The 16,251-nt window shown below is 72.7% G+C and carries 14 protein-coding genes; 6 read left to right on the top strand and 8 right to left on the bottom strand.

All coding sequences use genetic code 11. The features are described from left to right. Positions 1-217: 217 nt before the first annotated feature. Positions 218-1,453 (bottom strand): DUF5685 family protein, encoded by a 1,236-nt coding sequence (locus ACFUJR_RS19830; RefSeq protein WP_383175332.1) that lies wholly within the window; start codon positions 1,451-1,453, stop codon positions 218-220. A 333-nt stretch (positions 1,454-1,786) separates the two neighbouring features. Here ACFUJR_RS19830 and ACFUJR_RS19825 point away from each other — a divergent pair, with 333 nt between their 5' ends. Beyond that, complete coding sequence (locus tag ACFUJR_RS19825; protein WP_383175335.1) at positions 1,787-2,221, top strand: cell division protein SepF; 435 nt, start codon at positions 1,787-1,789, stop codon at positions 2,219-2,221. 62 nt (positions 2,222-2,283) lie between these two features. Here ACFUJR_RS19825 and ACFUJR_RS19820 read toward each other — a convergent pair whose 3' ends face one another. After that, entirely contained in the window at positions 2,284-4,023 is a 1,740-nt protein-coding gene (locus tag ACFUJR_RS19820; RefSeq protein WP_383175338.1) for an MFS transporter, read from the bottom strand. Between the two features lie 406 nt (positions 4,024-4,429). Here ACFUJR_RS19820 and ACFUJR_RS19815 point away from each other — a divergent pair, with 406 nt between their 5' ends. Beyond that, the gene (locus tag ACFUJR_RS19815; RefSeq protein WP_383175341.1) at positions 4,430-5,476 is read left to right on the top strand and encodes a phosphatase PAP2 family protein; all 1,047 of its coding nucleotides are present in this window, start codon (positions 4,430-4,432) and stop codon (positions 5,474-5,476) included. Between the two features lie 72 nt (positions 5,477-5,548). Here the strand turns inward: ACFUJR_RS19815 and ACFUJR_RS19810 are convergent, their stop codons facing one another. Continuing rightward, complete coding sequence (locus tag ACFUJR_RS19810; RefSeq protein WP_383175344.1) at positions 5,549-5,752, bottom strand: I78 family peptidase inhibitor; 204 nt, start codon at positions 5,750-5,752, stop codon at positions 5,549-5,551. A 330-nt stretch (positions 5,753-6,082) separates the two neighbouring features. Here ACFUJR_RS19810 and ctaD point away from each other — a divergent pair, with 330 nt between their 5' ends. Continuing rightward, positions 6,083-7,786, top strand: a complete 1,704-nt coding sequence (gene ctaD, locus ACFUJR_RS19805; RefSeq protein ID WP_383175347.1) for a cytochrome c oxidase subunit I — start codon at positions 6,083-6,085, stop codon at positions 7,784-7,786. Here ctaD and ACFUJR_RS19800 read toward each other — a convergent pair. The 4 genes from ACFUJR_RS19800 to ACFUJR_RS19785 form a co-directional block, all read right to left on the bottom strand. Then, complete coding sequence (locus tag ACFUJR_RS19800; RefSeq protein WP_383175350.1) at positions 7,734-8,702, bottom strand: helix-turn-helix transcriptional regulator; 969 nt, start codon at positions 8,700-8,702, stop codon at positions 7,734-7,736. The two genes, ctaD and ACFUJR_RS19800, sit on opposite strands and share 53 nt — an antisense overlap. Before the next feature lie 48 nt (positions 8,703-8,750). Continuing rightward, positions 8,751-10,028 (bottom strand): glycosyltransferase, encoded by a 1,278-nt coding sequence (locus ACFUJR_RS19795; protein WP_383175353.1) that lies wholly within the window; start codon positions 10,026-10,028, stop codon positions 8,751-8,753. 84 nt (positions 10,029-10,112) lie between these two features. Beyond that, a complete protein-coding gene (locus ACFUJR_RS19790; RefSeq protein WP_383175356.1) occupies positions 10,113-11,402 on the bottom strand; it encodes an ABC transporter substrate-binding protein in 1,290 nt (429 codons plus the stop codon). Next, entirely contained in the window at positions 11,380-11,889 is a 510-nt protein-coding gene (locus ACFUJR_RS19785) for a hypothetical protein (RefSeq protein ID WP_383175359.1), read from the bottom strand. Before ACFUJR_RS19785 ends, ACFUJR_RS19790 begins: the two co-directional genes overlap by 23 nt. Positions 11,890-12,018: 129 nt before the next feature. Here ACFUJR_RS19785 and ACFUJR_RS19780 point away from each other — a divergent pair, with 129 nt between their 5' ends. Genes ACFUJR_RS19780 through ACFUJR_RS19770 form a run of 3 tightly spaced genes read left to right on the top strand, consistent with a single transcriptional unit; the run spans position 12,019 to position 15,673 of the window. Further along, positions 12,019-12,417, top strand: a complete 399-nt coding sequence (locus ACFUJR_RS19780; protein ID WP_383175362.1) for a hypothetical protein — start codon at positions 12,019-12,021, stop codon at positions 12,415-12,417. After that, on the top strand, positions 12,405-15,017 hold the full coding sequence (locus ACFUJR_RS19775; protein ID WP_383175365.1) for an ATP-binding cassette domain-containing protein: 2,613 nt from the start codon (positions 12,405-12,407) through the stop codon (positions 15,015-15,017). Before ACFUJR_RS19780 ends, ACFUJR_RS19775 begins: the two co-directional genes overlap by 13 nt. Beyond that, on the top strand, positions 15,014-15,673 hold the full coding sequence (locus tag ACFUJR_RS19770; RefSeq protein WP_383175368.1) for an ATP-binding cassette domain-containing protein: 660 nt from the start codon (positions 15,014-15,016) through the stop codon (positions 15,671-15,673). The genes ACFUJR_RS19775 and ACFUJR_RS19770 overlap by 4 nt, the downstream gene beginning before the upstream one ends. Here the strand turns inward: ACFUJR_RS19770 and ACFUJR_RS19765 are convergent. Next, positions 15,657-16,226, bottom strand: a complete 570-nt coding sequence (locus tag ACFUJR_RS19765) for a transglycosylase family protein (protein ID WP_383175371.1) — start codon at positions 16,224-16,226, stop codon at positions 15,657-15,659. The two genes, ACFUJR_RS19770 and ACFUJR_RS19765, sit on opposite strands and share 17 nt — an antisense overlap. Positions 16,227-16,251: the final 25 nt, after the last annotated feature.

The raw sequence follows: 16,251 nt of genomic DNA, 5'->3' as shown, positions 1-16,251 counted from the left end.
GGTGATGGTGGACGACGGCGCCGGGGCGGCAGGGCGGCGAGGGCCCTCTCGTACACCCCGCGCAGACACCCGCCGTGGACCCAGCGGCCGACGACGACCTGCCCGTCGCCGCCGGGCCACTCGTGCACGGTGAGCCCGGGAGGTCCGGGCCCGCCCTCTCCACCGCCCGTCGGTGAACAACGTGACGTACTAGAAAGCGGAACCAGGCCCACGGGACTCAGCAGCCGCAGTCACAGCCGTCGCAGCAGCCGCCGTCGCCTTCCCCGTCCCCGCAGTTGCAGCAGCTGCAGCAATCGCCGCAGCCGCTGCAGTCGCAGTTGCCGCACGAGCCCTCGCGGCGTTCCCGGCTCCACGGGTCCTCGTACGTGCCGCAGCACAGCTGGCACGTACACGCCAGGCCCATCCAGACCGCACACCCGGCTATCAGGCCGCGACGCCGGTTCGGCGGCCCGGGCGGCAGCGGGCCTCCGGGACCGCCGGGGCCACCTGGCCCCGGCGCGTACGGGTTGCCCGGCACGGGGCCGGGGGCGTACGGCCCCGGCTGGTACGGCCCCGGCTGGTGCGCTCCCCCGGGAGCGCCCGCCCCGTGCGCACAGCTCGTCGCGCCGAACGCCCGGTCCACCGAGACGCGCAGCTCGTGGGCGAGCAGCGCGTGCACCAGCCGGCCGTTCACGAACTCCGCGTCCCGCAGGGCGAGGCGGATCCCGTGGAGCGCGTCGTCCGCGAGCCGGCGGGCCTCGGTGAGCGAGGTGCCGGTCGCGGTGAGCGGGTTCCACGCGCCGGACACGGCGTCCGCATCCCGGTCCTCCACGGCGTCCAGCAGATGCGCGAGCCGGCCGAAGAGCCGGCCCGCCTCGGCGAGCGGCCCGACGTTCTCGGGCCGGCCCGCGAGCACGGCGGTGTGCGCGAAGGCCGCGGCCGTCGCCCTCTCGGTCGGTTCGGTGACGGCGAGAAGCGGTGTACCGGGCCCGGCGAGGGTCTCGACCCCGGCCTGCCGGTCCACTGCGTCCACCAGGACGGCCGTGTCGAAGCCGATCGCCCGCCCGGTCCGCGCGCCCGCCCGGTCCCAGGACCTGGCGACCCGGCGGGCCGCAGCGGCGACCGGCCGGCGCGCCAACAGCCCGTCCCGGTCGGCGACGTGGTCCCGCACCTTCGCAGAGGCGAGGACCAGCGACACGGCCGCCGCGAGCCGTGCGCCCTCGCCCATCGCGACCGGCGCGGTCCTCATCTGGCGCAGCGGGCAGGGACCGGCGGTCCGGCGCCCGCCGTCGACCAGCCCCGTCTGAGCCTCCGTCAGAACCGAGACGATGAGGCCGTCGTAGTTGGTGACCACCCGGGCGAACTGCCCGTGGTCGGCCCGAAGTGCCAGACAGAGGCCGCAGAGATGGGCCATCCACTCGGTCCTGAGGCCCTCGGTGAGGCGATGGGTACAGGGCCTGACCATTCCGAACAAGAGACTCCCCCGTGAGTCACGCGCGCATGCCGCTGCAGCGGTCTGCAGTGGTGTGGCGGCATCGTATCGACCGAGCCCGTTCACCCGGACGCTCCGAGCGTCACCCTTCTGGCCCGACTTTCATATTTTAGTTCCACGACCCCTGTGGAACCTCCGTCAGGCCCCGTATACCGCAAGATTCCTGACGATTCGCCAGAAAAACGACCTCACGTTCTGCACCAGTACCGTCACGAAACACGCGCGCGCCGACTATCCACTTGGCGCGCGATCCGCATCATGGACGACGATAGGGACATGCGGAACCACAAGTGACCGCGCTGAAAGGAGGCGACCATGGGATCGGTGCGCAAGGCGAGTGCATGGCTGGGCCTCGTCGAGGACAACGACGAGCGTTACTACGACGACGAGTACGCCGAGACTGCCGAGAGCGGCGACGCCTGGGTGACGGACCCTCGGGTCCGGGTGGCGTCCGACACGGCGCAGGAGCAGGGCCGCCGGATCGCGACCGTCTCCCCGGACGGGTTCCGGGACGCCCGGGGCATCGGCGAGCTCTTCCGGGACGGCGTCCCGGTGATCGTGAACCTCACGGCCATGGAGCCCTCCGACGCCAAGCGCGTGGTCGACTTCGCCGCCGGTCTCGCCTTCGGCCTGCGCGGTTCGATCGAGCGGGTGGCGACGCGGGTCTTCCTGCTGACCCCCGCCGACACGCAGATCATCAGCGGAGACCCCGCGGGGCGTACGCAGGACGGTTTCTTCAACCAGAGCTGAGCCGGGAGACCCTCCCGGCGGCAGCACTGGGGGAGCTCACCGGCCCCCGTCCGACCGGCGGGTCACGACCGGCGGGCGCCCTGCCCGGCATGCCCCGGAGCCGAGCAGACCGATTCCACGGGCTCACGGGCGGCGGCCGGTTCCACGGACTCACGGGCGGCGGCCGGTTCCACGGACTCACGGGCGGCGGCCGGTTCCACAGGCTCACGGGTGGCCGGCACCCGCACCTCCGCGGGAGCCTCGGCCACCAGGTCCTCCGGATCGACCATGCACTCCATCACGCGCGGCAGCCGCATGGCCATCAGCGCGCCGAGCAGCAGCAGCGCCGCGCTGACGAAGAGCGTGACGTGAAGCCCGTCCACGAAGGCCTGCCGCGCCGCGTGGTACAGCGCGGGGCCGGCCGTGCCGCCGAGCTGGTCGGCGACCTTGTAGGCCTCGCCGAGCGAGTTCGCGGCGGCCTCGCTCGCGGCTGCCGGGACACCGGGGACGGCGGCCAGGCCGGGCGCGTACGCCGCGTTCATCACGCTGCCGAGCAGTGCGATGCCCATGCCGGCACCGAGTTGGTACGAGGTCTCGCCGATGGCCGCCGCACCGCCCGCGCTCTCCGGCGGGGCCTCGCTGAGCATCGACTCGTATGCCGAGAAGAGGGTGGTCTGGAGCCCGAAGCCGAGCAGGACGAAGCCGCAGGTGAGCAGCAGCGGCCGGTCGTTCTGGCCCATCAGGACGAGCAGCAGCACGGCGGCGGCGGTGAGGACGAAGCCCCAGCCGACCATCCGGCGCGGGCCGATCCGGCGCAGGGTGTACGAGCCGGTGGCACCGGCCGCCATGGCGGCGAAGGTGAGCGGCAGGAGCCGCAGCCCGGTCTCCAGGGGGCTGAGCCCGAGAACGAGCTGGAGGTACTGGACCGCGATCAGCTCCAGGCCGACCAGGGCCAGCATGGCGAGCACGATGCAGCCGACGGAGGTGGTGAAGGCGGCGCGCGAGAAGAGCCGCATGTCGATCAGCGGATGCGCCCGGCGCCGCTGTCGGCGTACGAAGAGGATCAGCAGCGCCGCGCCGAGGAGCAGCGGTGCGGCGGTCGCCGGATCGAGGAGGTTCTCGCCCGTGCCGATCCGCTTCACCCCGAGGACCACGCCGAGCACGCCGGCCGCGGCCATCAGCGCGCCGAGGACGTCCCAGGGGCCGTCGCCGCGCCCCTTGGACTCGGGCAGCAGCCAGCGGCCGAGCGGCAGGATGAGCGCCATCAGCGGGATGTTGATCAGGAAGACCGAGCCCCACCAGTAGTGCTCGACCAGGAAGCCGCCGAGCACCGGTCCGGTGGCGGCGCCGATCGCGGCGACCGCCGTCCAGATGCCGATGGCGGTGGCCCGCTCACGCCGGTCGGGGAAGACCGCCCGGAGGATCGAGAGCGTGGCGGGCATGATCATCGCGCCGCCGACGCCGAGGAGGGCGCGTGCGCCGATCAGGACACCCGGGGCGGTGGCGAGGGCGGCGACCGCGGAGGCGACGCCGAACAGCCCGTAACCGAGGAGCAGCACTCTGCGCCGGCCGATCCGGTCGCCCAGCGTGCCGAAGAGGATCAGCAGCGAGGCGCAGATCAGCGGGTAGGCGTCGACGATCCAGAGCAGCTCGGTGGAGCTGGGGCGCAGGTCCTCCGTGAGGGAGGGGACGGCGACGTGGAGAACGGTGGCGTCCAGTGCGACCAGCAGCAGACTGACGCAGAGGACGACGAGGACGACCCAGCGGTTGGCGCCGCCGCCGGCGGCGCGGAGTCGCGCTCCGGCCGTGATCGTCCGCTGCATGTACGTACCTCCCAGTGAAACTCTCGCGCTCGGCGGGCACCGGCCGGGGTTCGGGTTCCCGGGGCGGCCCGGCATCGACGGGCGAGTGAGCCGTCAGCGTACGCGAGTTCAAGGCCCGAGCGCGTGGTGCAGCTCTCACCCCGGCGGGCCGCCGGGTGTGGCGTACGCCACTCCGCCCGCCCCGCGCCCCTCCTCGAATTCCGGCCGCACAACCGTTTGACGCATTTCCCCGAAGCGCAAACAGGCTTCCGGAAAGTCACCCTCCGGCAATAGGGCGGAAGGTCATCGGATTCTCCGACAGACGCCAGGGATAAACTCCGCCCTGAGACCTACTCCACATCACATCGTCATCACGAAGACACCGGATCGACCAAGGTCGACACTCACTCCCTGTAACGTCGATTGGGTGCGTACCGACATCTTTGCCCGGCTGGACCGGGAGCCGGAACCGCCGAAGATAGAGGTCCCGCGGATGACCCGCACGCGTCTCGCCCTCTTCGGCGGGACGCTGGCGTTCTATCTCGCCATCGTCGTGGCCGTGCTGCTCTCGACGTGGCTGGTGACCCTCGACTGGAAGATCATGCTCTTCCGGCCCTATCAACAGTGGCCGGACCTGCACGCCTTCCTCGACTACTACGTCGTCCTCGGCCAGCGCGGTCCCACCGCGGTGATGGTGGCGGCCTGGCTGGGCTGGCGCTCCTGGCGCCAGCACACCCTGCGACCGCTGCTCACCCTCGGCGCCGCGCTCCTCCTGCTCAACGTCACGGTCGGCGCGGTCAAGCTCGGCCTCGGCCGCCTCGGTCCCCACTACGCGACGCAGATCGGCTCTGCCGAGCTCTTCGCCGGCGGCGATATATTTCCGTCCGGCCACACTGCCAACGCGGTCGTGACCTGGGGAATCCTGGCGTATCTGGCGACCACCCCGCGGGCCCGGCGCTACCTGTCGGCCCTCTCGGCCGTGGTCGCGCTCGGCGTCGGCCTGACCACCGTCTACATCGGTACGCACTGGCTGAGCGACGTGCTGCTCGGCTGGGCGGCGGGGCTGCTCATCCTGCTGGCACTTCCCTGGTGCGAGCCGCTGATCAGCCGCGTGGAGGCCATGGTCCTCAGCGCGCGCGACCGGCTGCGCGAGCAGCTTCGGGCCCGCCGCAGGCTGGTCCCGTCGCTGCCCGTCGCGACCGGTGGGCCCCGACCGGCGATGTATCCGCCGCGTCCCACCGCGGTCGAGGAGCCGGTCCGGGAGATCATCGGCGCCCGCAGCGGGCGGGCCGCCGCCACGCGGGGCGACGGCCGGCTCACCCCGCCGCTCACCGCCCCGCGTCCGCACGCGGCGCACGCCGGACACGGAGGGCACGCAGGGCACACCGGGCACGCCCCGCGCTCGGAGCGGACGCCGGTCACCCCGGCCGGCAGCCGCCGACCGCCGCACTCACGACCGCTCACGGGCGGCTGAGCGCACGACCGCACGACGAAGGGCCCCGGCCGTAGCCGGGGCCCTTCCTCATGGCGGTGTGCGAGTCCGCGCCTAACCGAGCCAGCAGCGCGTGACGGAACCGTCCGTCACCTCGAAGTTGATCCGGCCCTCCAGGTACTCCATCGTGATGATCGAGCCCGGAGGCAGCGAGCGGACCACGTCCCAGCCGTGGTCGCGGGCGAGCAGTTCGGCGTGCTCCTGGTCGAGCCCCACATAGTCTTCGGGCGGTACGGGGAACCTCGGCTTCGGTGTCATGTGCCTCACGTTAGTCCCTTACCGGTCACGCTTGTGTCACAGCTTCTCGACATATGTTTGACACGAGCCCCGTCACCCGAAAGGGCAGTCTCCAGTCGATTCCCTGGTAATTCAAGGACCGTTCGGACAGTTCGTCAGAGGGGTTCCGGAATTCCGTCCCGCGCCCTGGTCAGGGAAATTCGGGGGACGGACGACGACCTCACGGCATTCACGATTTCCCCGCATGACGCGCACACGCTCGGCCGACCGGAGCAGCGCGCCCGGCCGCCTCCCGTGTCCCCGCCCCCGGGGCGCGCATCATGTCCGGACGATTCGGAACCGGAGGCATCGATGGGCATCGACACCGCGGACGCGGCCGTCGAATCACCTCGGGAACGGCATGGGCGGGTCCTGATCGACTGGCTCACCACGACCGACCACAAGAAGATCGGCCACCTCTACCTGGTCACGTCGTTCCTCTTCTTCCTGGCCGCCGGGGTGATGGCGATGCTGATGCGGGCCGAGCTGGCCCGCCCCGGAACCCAGCTGCTCGACAACCAGCAGTTCAATCAGGCGTTCACGCTGCACGGCACGATCATGCTGCTGCTCTTCGCGACGCCGACCTTCGCCGGCTTCGCCAACGAGCTGGTGCCGCTCCAGATCGGCGCCCCCGACGTCGCCTTCCCGCGGCTGAACATGTTCTCGTACTGGCTGTTCCTCTTCGGCGGCCTGATGGTGCTCGGCTCGCTGCTCGTGCCGACCGGGCCCGCCGACTTCGGCTGGACCGCCTACGCCCCGCTCAACAGCCTGGAGCGCTCCCCCGGGATCGGCCCCGATCTGTGGATCATGGGGCTCGCGCTCTCCGGCTTCGGCACGATCCTCACCTCGGTGAACTTCCTGGCGACGATCGTCGGGATGCGGGCGCCCGGGATGACGATGTTCCGGATGCCGATCTTCACCTGGAACATCCTCTTCACCACGATCCTGGTCCTGATGGCCTTCCCGGTCCTGGCCGCGGCTCTGCTCGTCCTTGAGTCGGACCGGCGGTTCGGCTCGCTGGTCTTCCAGCCGGAGAACGGCGGGGCGCTGCTGTGGCAGCACCTCTTCTGGTTCTTCGGCCACCCCGAGGTCTACATCATCGCGCTGCCGTTCTTCGGCATCATCAGCGAGATCATCCCGGTCTTCGCCCGCAAGCCGATCTTCGGCTACACGACCCTGATCGCCGCCACCATGGCGATCACCGGGCTCTCGGTGGTGGTGTGGGCGCACCACATGTTCGCCACCGGGGCGGTCCTGCTGCCCTTCTTCTCGCTGCTGTCGTTCCTGATCGCCGTGCCGACCGGGGTGAAGTTCTTCAACTGGACCGGCACCATGCTCAAGGGTTCGCTCTCGTTCGAGACGCCGATGCTCTGGTCGATCGGTTTTCTGGTGTCGTTCCTCTTCGGCGGGCTGACCGGCGTCATCCTCGCCTCGCCGCCGATGGACTTCGCGGTCACCGACTCGTACTTCGTCGTCGCCCATTTCCATTACACGGTCTTCGGCACGGTCGTCTTCGCGACGTTCGCCGGTTTCACCTTCTGGTGGCCCAAGTTCACCGGCAGGCTGCTCGACGAGCGTCTGGGCAAGATCCATTTCTGGACGCTCTTCGTCGGTTTCCACCTGACGTTCCTGGTGCAGCACTGGCTCGGCGCGGAAGGGATGCCGCGGCGGTACGCCGACTATCTGGAGGCCGACGGGTTCACCGCGCTCAACACGGTCTCGTCCATCGGCGCGTTCCTGCTCGGCGCCTCCACTCTGCCGTTCCTGTACAACGTCTGGCGCACCGCCAGATACGCGCCGAAGGTCGAGGTGGACGACCCGTGGGGGTACGGCCGCTCCCTGGAGTGGGCGACGTCCTGCCCGCCACCCCGCCACAACTTCGACGCCGTCCCGAGGATCCGCTCCGAGTCCCCGGCCTTCGATCTGCACCATCCGGACTTCGTGGCCTACGAGCGGATGCGGCTCACCGCTCCGAGCGCTCCACGGCGCGAGAAAGCCGGTCCCTCAGAACCCTGACCCGGTCGTCGAGCTCCCTCGGGGCGACGACCTCGAACTCCAGCCCCAGCATCAGGACGTGGACGACCATTCCCTGCAGGCTGACCGCCCCCGCGCGCAGCAGACAGGCGCCGTCGCCGTCCGGCTCCAGGACGCCGTCCATCGGGCCGACGACCTTGGCGGCCTCGGCGAGCGGCACATGCAGCCGGATCGTCGCCTCGGCCGCGTAGGCCGCTCCCGAGACGCCCTTCGCGACATAGGCGGCCAGATCCTCGGAGGGCGGCTCGCGGGGCGGGAAGCGGGGGCCGTGGGGCGGCTTCGGATGGATCCGGTCGACCCGGAACGTACGCCAGTCGGCACGGTCCACGTCCCAGGCGACCAGGTACCAGCGCCGTTCGGTGCACACCAACCGGTGCGGTTCGACCGTGCGGCGGGTCGCGGTGCCGCCGTGGTCCCGGTACTCGAAGCGGAGCCGTTCGCTGTCCCGGCAGGCGTTCGCGAGCTCGGTCAGGACCGCCGGGTCGACCCGGGTGGCCGGGGTGCGAAGCATCGGCACGGTGAAGGCGTTGAGGGTGCTCACCCGGCGCCGCAGCCGGCCGGGCAGGACCTGTTCCAGCTTGGCCAGGGCGCTTACGGAGGCCTCACCGATGCCCTCGACGCCCTGCCCGGCGGCGGTGCGCAGCCCGACGGCGACGGCGACGGCCTCGTCGTCGTCGAGCAGCAGCGGCGGCAGTTCGGCGCCGGCGCCGAGCTGGTACCCGCCGCCCGTGCCGGGGCTGGCGTTGACCGGGTAACCGAGCTCGCGCAGCCGGTCGACGTCCCGCCGTACGGTCCGGGTGGTGACGCCGAGCCGTTCCGCGAGGTCGGTGCCGGACCACTCACGATGGGCCTGCAGCAGCGAGAGCAGGCGGAGCAGTCGTGCGGAGGTCTCCAACATGGGTCCGAGTCTGCCAGCCGTCGCGGACAGCCACTGTCCTCGACGGGTTCAGCGGAAGCGGCGGACGAGGACTCCGATCCGGCGCTTGAGCTCGTACCCGGCGTCGACCACGGTGCCGACCGCGCGATGGCGGGTCTCGCGGAACGCGCCATGGGTGCGGCCACTCGCGCCCCGGGCGGCCAGCTCGGTCCAGATCTCCTCGTGGCGGGCCGCGATGCGGACCGGGTCGAAGCGCTCCGAGGCGGTGAGGGCGGCCCGCGCGGTCTTGGCGCGCAGTTCGTCGTCCTCCACGAGTTCGAGCAGGGCACGGGCCACCGCGGAGACGTCGTCGACGGGCACGAGACGGCCGTCGACCCCGTCCTCGATGATCTCGCGGGGGCCGTACGGGCAGTCGGTGGAGACGACCGGCAGACCGCACCGCATCGCCTCGACGATCGTCATGCCGAACGACTCGCGCCGTGAGGTGACGGCGGCGATCGAGCCCTTGGCCCACTCCGGCTCCATCGGGTTGGCCGTGCCCATGAGGAAGACGTGCTCACCGAGCCCGAGTTTCTCGATCTGCCGGGCAAGCGCCTGCTTCACATTGCCGAAGTGGTCGCCGGTGCCGTAGATCCGCAGCTTCCAGTCCGGATGGGCGGCGGCCACCTCGGCGAAGGCGGCGACCAGCACGTCGTACCGCTTGACCGGTGTGAGCCGCCCCGCCGCGACGACGACCTTCGAGGCGGGGTCGGCGGGCGGGACGCTCGGCGCGGGCACGCTGTTGGGCACCGCGTCGATCCGTACGCCGGGCAGGCGCAGCCGGGTGCGGTACGAGCGGGCGTCGGCCTCGGTGACCGTGGTGACGGCGTCGAGGACCGCGTACCGGTGGGCGATCTCCCGGCGCAGCCGGTAGGTGTGGCCGTCCAGGATCAGGTGCTCCTGGCCGACGAGGACCGGGCCGCGGCGGGTCTGCCGCGCGAGGTGGACGTTGAGGCCGGGGCGGGTCGAGACCACCACGTCGGCCTCGACCGATGCCAGATGGGCACCGATCCGGGCGTCGGTCAGCGCGCTGTACTGCTTCCACCGGCCGTCGCCGCGCGGAAAGACCCGGGCGGGCCGGGAGATGTCCGGGTGTGCGCCGTCGTATTCGGCGCTGTCCTTGCGCAGGTCCACGAGGTGACGCAGGGTCACACCGGCGGGGATGCTCAGGATGGGCGCGTTCCGGTGCCGGAAGACGGAGACGATCTCGACCTCGTGCCGCTCGGCGAGGGCTTGGGCCAGGGTGAACGTCGTCCGGATGGTTCCGCCGATGTGGTAGGCGTTGTGGAGCAAGAACGAAATACGCATCGAACTGGTGATTCCCCCGGATCAATGTGGTGCGGTCGCCGGCGACTCTACGCGCCGGCCACGCCCGGTTCACGTCCGTCGGGCTCAGGGCCGGTAGGCGAGTTGGGGGACGACGGCGCAGTTCCCGTTCATGTCGCCCTGGCTGACCCATCCCCGTCCGTCCTGCCAACGGGCCACGGAGAGACAGGTGTCACGGCTCTTCGGCGGCTCTGCGAGCTTCTCGAACCGGACGGGCAGCAGCAGGCCGCGGGCCGTGTACGGTTCCGGCCGGTTGACGAACTCCTCGACGCAGGCGCGGGTGAGCCGGTCCCCGCAGGACAGCGCCGCGTCCGTGAACCACATGGCGGCGGCCCAGCCCTCCAACTGCCATTGGGAGAGCGGCCGGTCGCCCATCGCCGTGCGGAACTCCCGTACCGCCGCGTGCCCGGTGTCCTCGTAGTTGCGGCTGGAGCCGGTGACGAAGAGCGAGGCCCGGCAGCCGGGCGTCGCGGCGTAGTCGCGGGGCACGGTCGAGGACCAGTTCTGCACGTTGGTCACCTTGGCGGTGACCTTCACGCCCAGCGCCTCCATCGCCTCGCAGAGCCGGACGTTGCCATGGGTGTCCATGGCGTCGAAGACGAGGTCGGCGCCCTGGGCCCGCAGATCGGCCGCGACGGCGCGGAAGTTGGGCAGGGCGAAGTCGACCTGCTCCTCGACGACCCGGTACCCTTCGGCCCGCAGTCCGTCGGCGATCAGCCGGGCGTACGCGGTCGAGGCCGCCTGGTTGTAGGCGACGACCGCGGCGGTACGGGCACCGTGTTCGCGCTTGAACCAGCGGTAGACCTCGGTCCCGCCGTACAGGACCCCGTCCCAGCCGGGCGCCTCGCCGGTGCGCGGGGCGAGGCTGCCGTAGATCCCGTACAGATGCGGATAGGTCTCGTACGCCGGGGTGAGCGGCTGGCCCCCGATGTCGGGGACGCCGGCCTCGGCGACCAGCGGGGCGCCCGCGTAGTCGAGCGCGGTGGTGGCGACGAGTGCGAACACCTTCCGTTCGTCGATCAGCCGGTGCACGCACTCGTTGTTGCCGACGCCGCTGCCGCCGTCGTCGCAGGTGACGACCTCGACCCGGCGCCCGTCGACTCCCCCGCGGGCGTTGAGGGCGTCGAACCAGGCCAGGGCGCCGTCGCGCGGGCCTGAGAACGCGTCACCGCCGACGGGGCTTGTGGCGCTGGTGATGATGCCGATCCGGAGCGGCTCACCGCCGGAGGGGACAGTGGCGGTGGGCCGCGTCTCGAAGGCACGCTCCGGGATCCGGCTGCCGCACGCCGCGGTCAGGCCGAGCAGCGCGGCGAGGAGCAGCGTGCCTGCCGTCTCAGCAACCCGGAACCGTCGCACCGCTGAGCTGCGCCAGGCCGCAGAGGGTCTTCACGGACACCTTCCAGGTGTCGTCCTGGAAGACGGAGGTGCCCTGGGCGTCGGGCACGGCCGGGGCACCGGAGACCAGCAGGTCGTAGGTCACTTCGGCGTCGTTCGCCGAGGTGAACTCGATCGTCTCGACCTTCGCCGTGGCCGCCGCGGCGGCCTGGTTGGTGAGGAGCGCCTCAAGGGCCGGCCGCATCTGCTCGCCGTTCTCCAGCAGCTCGGCGCGCTCGGCCGCCGGGGTGTCGGGGTCGAAGAACTCGGTCCAGTTCTTGGTGATCTCCGCCCGGGCGGCTTCCGGGTCGGCGGGTTCGGTCGCGGCCGTCGCGGTCGCGGTGGAGTCCGCGTCCCCGCTGTCGTCGTCCCCGCAGGCCACGAGCACCGGCCCGAGCACGAGGACCGAGGCGGCCGCCAGGGCCGCGATACGAGAGCGTGGGCGTCCCACGCGTCGCTTGAGAACCATCTGGCTCACCACCGGGTGTCCGTCGGGGCCGGGCGCCCTGATGATTCCAGGGTGAGCCGATTACGGTCATAGTGCAAGGAACAAGAACATCAAGGGCGAGTCGCTCGGGGGGCGAGGCGAGGAGGTCCCGTGCCGACATCCCGGGTACTGCTGTGGGCCGGCCTCGCCGCGGCCGCCGGCGGCGCGGTGCTCTGCGTCCTGGGGTGGTACGGGATCTCCGGCGAGCGGTTCGCCGAACGGCAACTGCCCTTCCTCGCCTCGTGCACGGTGCCGGGGGCGGCGCTGATCGTGGCCGGGGCGGTGCTGGTCGGTGCGGCCGGCCGAGTGCCGGTGCGCAGGGCCGCCCCGTCCGCCGAGGCCGCCGAGGACATCGCCCCGCCGTCGTCCGACGAGCCACCGGTCCGGGTGCCGGGCGGGACCCTCGCCCACCGGCCCGACTGCCCGCTCGTGGCGGGCCGGGCGGACGCCGAACCGGCCGGGGACGCGCGGCTCGACCCGTGTCCGGTGTGTGAGCCGTGGCCTCGCTGACGTACGACCTCACGCTCGCCGGACTCGCGGTCGGCAGCGCCGCCGCGCTCACCGGCATCGGACTGATCGTCACGTACCGCGCGACCGGCGTGCTCAACCTGGCCCATGGGGCGATCGCCATGGTCTGCGCGTACGTGCTGCGGCAGCTGGTGGTCGAGTGGGGCTGGCCGCTGTCCCTCGGCGCTCTGGTGACGCTGCTCGTGGTCGCGCCCGGAATCGGTCTGGCCCTCGACCGGGCGGTGTTCCGGCCGCTGGCGCTCCTCGGCTCCAACCCGGCGCAGACCCTGGTGGCCTCCATCGGTGTCTTCGTGCTCCTGGTGGGCGGTGCGGCGCTGGTGTGGGGCACCGGCGCGCGGGCGGACGCGCCGGTGCTGCTCGGCGACGACCCGTGGACGCAGCTCGCGGCGGTCGTGCTGCTGGCCGTCGCCGTGGGAGCGGTGACCCGGTGGACCAGGTTCGGGCGCGAGCTGCGGGCGGTGGTGGACAACCGGCCGCTGGCGATGCTGGGCGGGATCGACGCGGACCGGGTCTCGGCGGCTGGATGGGCGTTCGGCGCGTTCACGGCGGGTCTGACGGGGGTGCTGCTCGCCCCGTACGTACGGCTCGACCCGTACGGGATGCCGCTTCTCGTCGTCGAGGTGATCGCGGTCGCGGTGGTGGCCCGGATGCGAAGCCTGCCGGTCGCGATCGTGACGGCCCTCGCGCTGGGCGTGGCGCAGGCCCAGCTGACCCGCCTCCACCCGGAGGGGTGGGCGGGGCCGCTGGTGCAGGCGGTGGGGGCGAACCTGTTCGTGCTCGCGCTGCTTGTGGCCGCGCTGGTCCTGCCGGGGGTCGGCGGGCGCGGCCAGGACGCGCTGCCGCCACCGGCCGTCGCTCCCCGGACCCCGCCGGGCGTCTGGTTCACGGTCGGGGCGCTGTTCCTGCTCCCCGTGGGCTTCGCGGGCACGGATCTGCACACGGCGATCCAGGTCCCCGCGCTCGCGATCGTGCTCCTCTCGCTGGTGGTGGTGACAGGCCGGGGCGGGCAGATCGCGCTCGGCCAGGCGGCGTACGCGGGCCTGGGGGCGCTCTTCACGGCGCTGCTCGCGGCGAGCGGTCTGCCGGAGCTGCTCGCGCTCGCGCTCGCGGTGCTGATCGTGGCCCCGCTGGGCCTGGTGACCGGGTGGCCGGCGATCCGGCGCCACGGCCTTGCCCTGGCGCTCGCGACGCTGGCGGTCGGGGTGGCCGTGAGCCGGTTCGTCTTCGCGCAGCCGTACGCGACGGCCGGCCTGGAGCTCGGGCGCCCGGCGGGCTTCGCCGACGACCGTCGCTACTACGCCCTGGAGCTGGTGGTCCTGGCCTGCTGCCTCCTCCTTGTCGCGGCCCTGCGCCGGGGCCGCACGGGCCGGGCGCTCGCCGCCCTGCGCGACCACGAGGGCGGCGCGGAGGCGACCGGGGTGCGGGTGGGCCTGCTGAAGATCCTGGCCTTCGTCCTGGGCGCGGCGCTGGCGGCCCTGGGCGGCGGCCTGCTGGGCATGGGCCTGCGCGCCTTCGACCCGGAGGCGTACGACCCGGTCCGCGGGCTCCTCTGGTTCGCCGCGATCGTCGTCCTGGGCGCCGACAGCCTCCTCTCCCCGCTGGCCGCGGCGGCCCTGCTGGTCGGTCTGGACGCGGGCACGAGGGGCGGCGTGGCGGCGACCGCGATCGGCGTCCTGGCGGCCCTGACGGGCCGGATCCCGCCCCTGACGTCCTGGCTGCCCACACGTCGGACACGGGCCCCCGCCGAGGGCGCGGCCGCGCCCCATGGCGCTCCCCCGGCCTCCCCGCCCAGGGGTACGACCGGTGCGGAGGACAGAAGCGCGCCGGGCGGCGCCACGGCACCTGCGAGCGGCGGGATCGTCGCGGCCGGCAGGGCCCGGCCGCACCGCCGCCGGCCCGCGCCCGGCCCCGCTCCCGTCCCCCGCCCGACGTCGGCGCCCCGGCTCCGCGCCCACCACCTCACCCTCACCTATCCCGGCGGTCTCACCGCCCTCACCGACGTCACCCTCGCCCTCACCCCGGGCCGGGTCACCGCCCTCGTGGGCCCCAACGGTGCGGGCAAGAGCACCCTCTTCGACTGCCTCGCCGGCACCCTCCGCCCCACCCGCGGCCGCGTCACCCTCGACGGCGCCGACATCACCCCGCGCCCCGCCCACACCCGCACCCGGCTGGGCGTCGCCCGTTCCTTCCAGCAGCTCGCGGTCTTCCCGTCCCTCACGGTCGAGGACAACGTCCGCCTCGGCGCCGAACAGGGCCACCGCCGCTCCCCCGCACAGATCGAACAGGCCCTCCGCCTCCTCGGTCTCGCCGGATCCGTCCGCCACCACCCCGCCGCCGACCTCCCGACCGGCACCCTCCGCCGTGTCGAGCTGGCCCGCGCCCTCGCCGGCGGCCCGCACACCCTGCTCCTGGACGAACCCTCCGCCGGCCTGGACACCGAGGAGACCGACGCCCTCGCCCGGATCCTCGCCGCCCTCGCCGCCGACGGCCTCACCGTCCTCCTCGTCGAGCACGACCCGGACCTCGTCGCCGGCATCGCCCACACCGTGCACACCATGGAAGGAGGCCGGATCGTGTCATGAGCGTCGAGATCGCCCTGCGCGCCGCCCGCGTCCGCTACGGCCCCCTGGAGGCCCTGCACGGCCTCGACCTGCCCGTCCCGGCCGCGACCGTCACCGTTCTCGTCGGCCGCAACGGCTCCGGCCGCACCAGCGCCCTGCGCGCCCTCGCCGGCACCGTGCCCCTCGCCTCCGGCCGGGTCCTGTGGCGCGGCGCCGACGTGACCCGCCTCCACGCCCACGCCCGTGCGCGGCGTGGACTGTGCCTCGTACCGGATCTGCGGGCGGTGTACGCAACGCTCACCGTCGCCGAGAACCTGGACCTGGCCCCCGGGGACCGGGAGCGGGCTCTGGCGGCGTACCCCGAGCTGCTCGCCCTGCTCGCGCGCCCCGCCGGCACGCTCTCCGGCGGCGAGCGCCGGATGCTCGCGCTCTCCCGGGCCCTGGTGACCCCCGCCCGTGTGGTGCTGGTCGACGAACCGTCGCTCGGCATGTCCCCCGCGGTGTCCACGCGTACGTACCGGATGCTCGCCGCCCTCGCCCGGCCGGGCGGCGCCGCCGTCGTGCTCGCCGAGCAGCGGCCCCCGCCCGGGCTGCCGCCCGGCACGCTGCTGCACGAACTGCGCCGCGGCTCCCTCGCGTTCAGCGGGGAGGCCGCCGAGTTCACCGCAGGACGGTGAGCGGTGCGATCCGCAGCATCGTTCCGACGAGGAGCCTGTTCGGGTCCGCCCCGACGATGCTCCGGTTCGCCTTGTACAGCGCCTGCCAGCCGCCCACGATCCCGAACCGACGGGCGATCGAGCTGAGGGTGTCGCCCGGCTGGACCACGTGCGCCCGCCCGCTCAGCCCGTACCGCTTGGAGCAGACCGGCCAGGCCGCCCACCCCTGGGTGCGCAGGACCTGCTCCGCGATCGTGATCTGCTGCTGACGGGTCGCCAGGTCGGCCCGCTTCGCGTACCGCAGTCCGCCGTGCTCCTCCCAGGTCGGCTGCCAGAACTGGAGCCCGCCGTAGTAGCCGTTGCCGGTGTTGATGTGCCAGCGGCCGCCGCTCTCGCACTCGGCGACGCAGCCCCACGGCCACTGGTCCTTGGCGCAGGCGTACGCGGGGACCCCGGCGGGGGCGGGGACGCGGGCGGCGGACAGGTGCGAGACCTGTGCCTGGGCCGGCGCGGGGACGAGGGCCATCAGCGCCGCGGCGGACGCACCGGCCGCCCACAATCTGATCTTCGACATCGCGGCAGGCTAGGCAGTGGAGAGG

Source organism: Streptomyces sp. NPDC057271 (genome assembly GCF_042668715.1).
GTDB lineage: Bacteria > Actinomycetota > Actinomycetes > Streptomycetales > Streptomycetaceae > Streptomyces.
The sequence above is the reverse complement of the archived record's forward strand: the minus strand, read 5'-3'. Positions and strand labels throughout refer to the sequence as shown.

Bases quoted from the DNA above. Each gene is read 5' to 3' on its own strand.
- ACFUJR_RS19770 (WP_383175368.1), top strand. From the start codon at position 15,014: ATGAGCGTCGAGATCGCCCTGCGCGCCGCCCGCGTCCGCTACGGCCCC.
- ACFUJR_RS19765 (WP_383175371.1), bottom strand. From the start codon at position 16,226: ATGTCGAAGATCAGATTGTGGGCGGCCGGTGCGTCCGCCGCGGCGCTG.
- ACFUJR_RS19825 (WP_383175335.1), top strand. From the start codon at position 1,787: ATGGGATCGGTGCGCAAGGCGAGTGCATGGCTGGGCCTCGTCGAGGAC.
- ctaD (WP_383175347.1), top strand. From the start codon at position 6,083: ATGGGCATCGACACCGCGGACGCGGCCGTCGAATCACCTCGGGAACGG.
- ACFUJR_RS19795 (WP_383175353.1), bottom strand. From the start codon at position 10,028: ATGCGTATTTCGTTCTTGCTCCACAACGCCTACCACATCGGCGGAACC.
- ACFUJR_RS19810 (WP_383175344.1), bottom strand. From the start codon at position 5,752: ATGACACCGAAGCCGAGGTTCCCCGTACCGCCCGAAGACTATGTGGGG.
- ACFUJR_RS19800 (WP_383175350.1), bottom strand. From the start codon at position 8,702: ATGTTGGAGACCTCCGCACGACTGCTCCGCCTGCTCTCGCTGCTGCAG.
- ACFUJR_RS19820 (WP_383175338.1), bottom strand. From the start codon at position 4,023: ATGCAGCGGACGATCACGGCCGGAGCGCGACTCCGCGCCGCCGGCGGC.
- ACFUJR_RS19785 (WP_383175359.1), bottom strand. From the start codon at position 11,889: ATGGTTCTCAAGCGACGCGTGGGACGCCCACGCTCTCGTATCGCGGCC.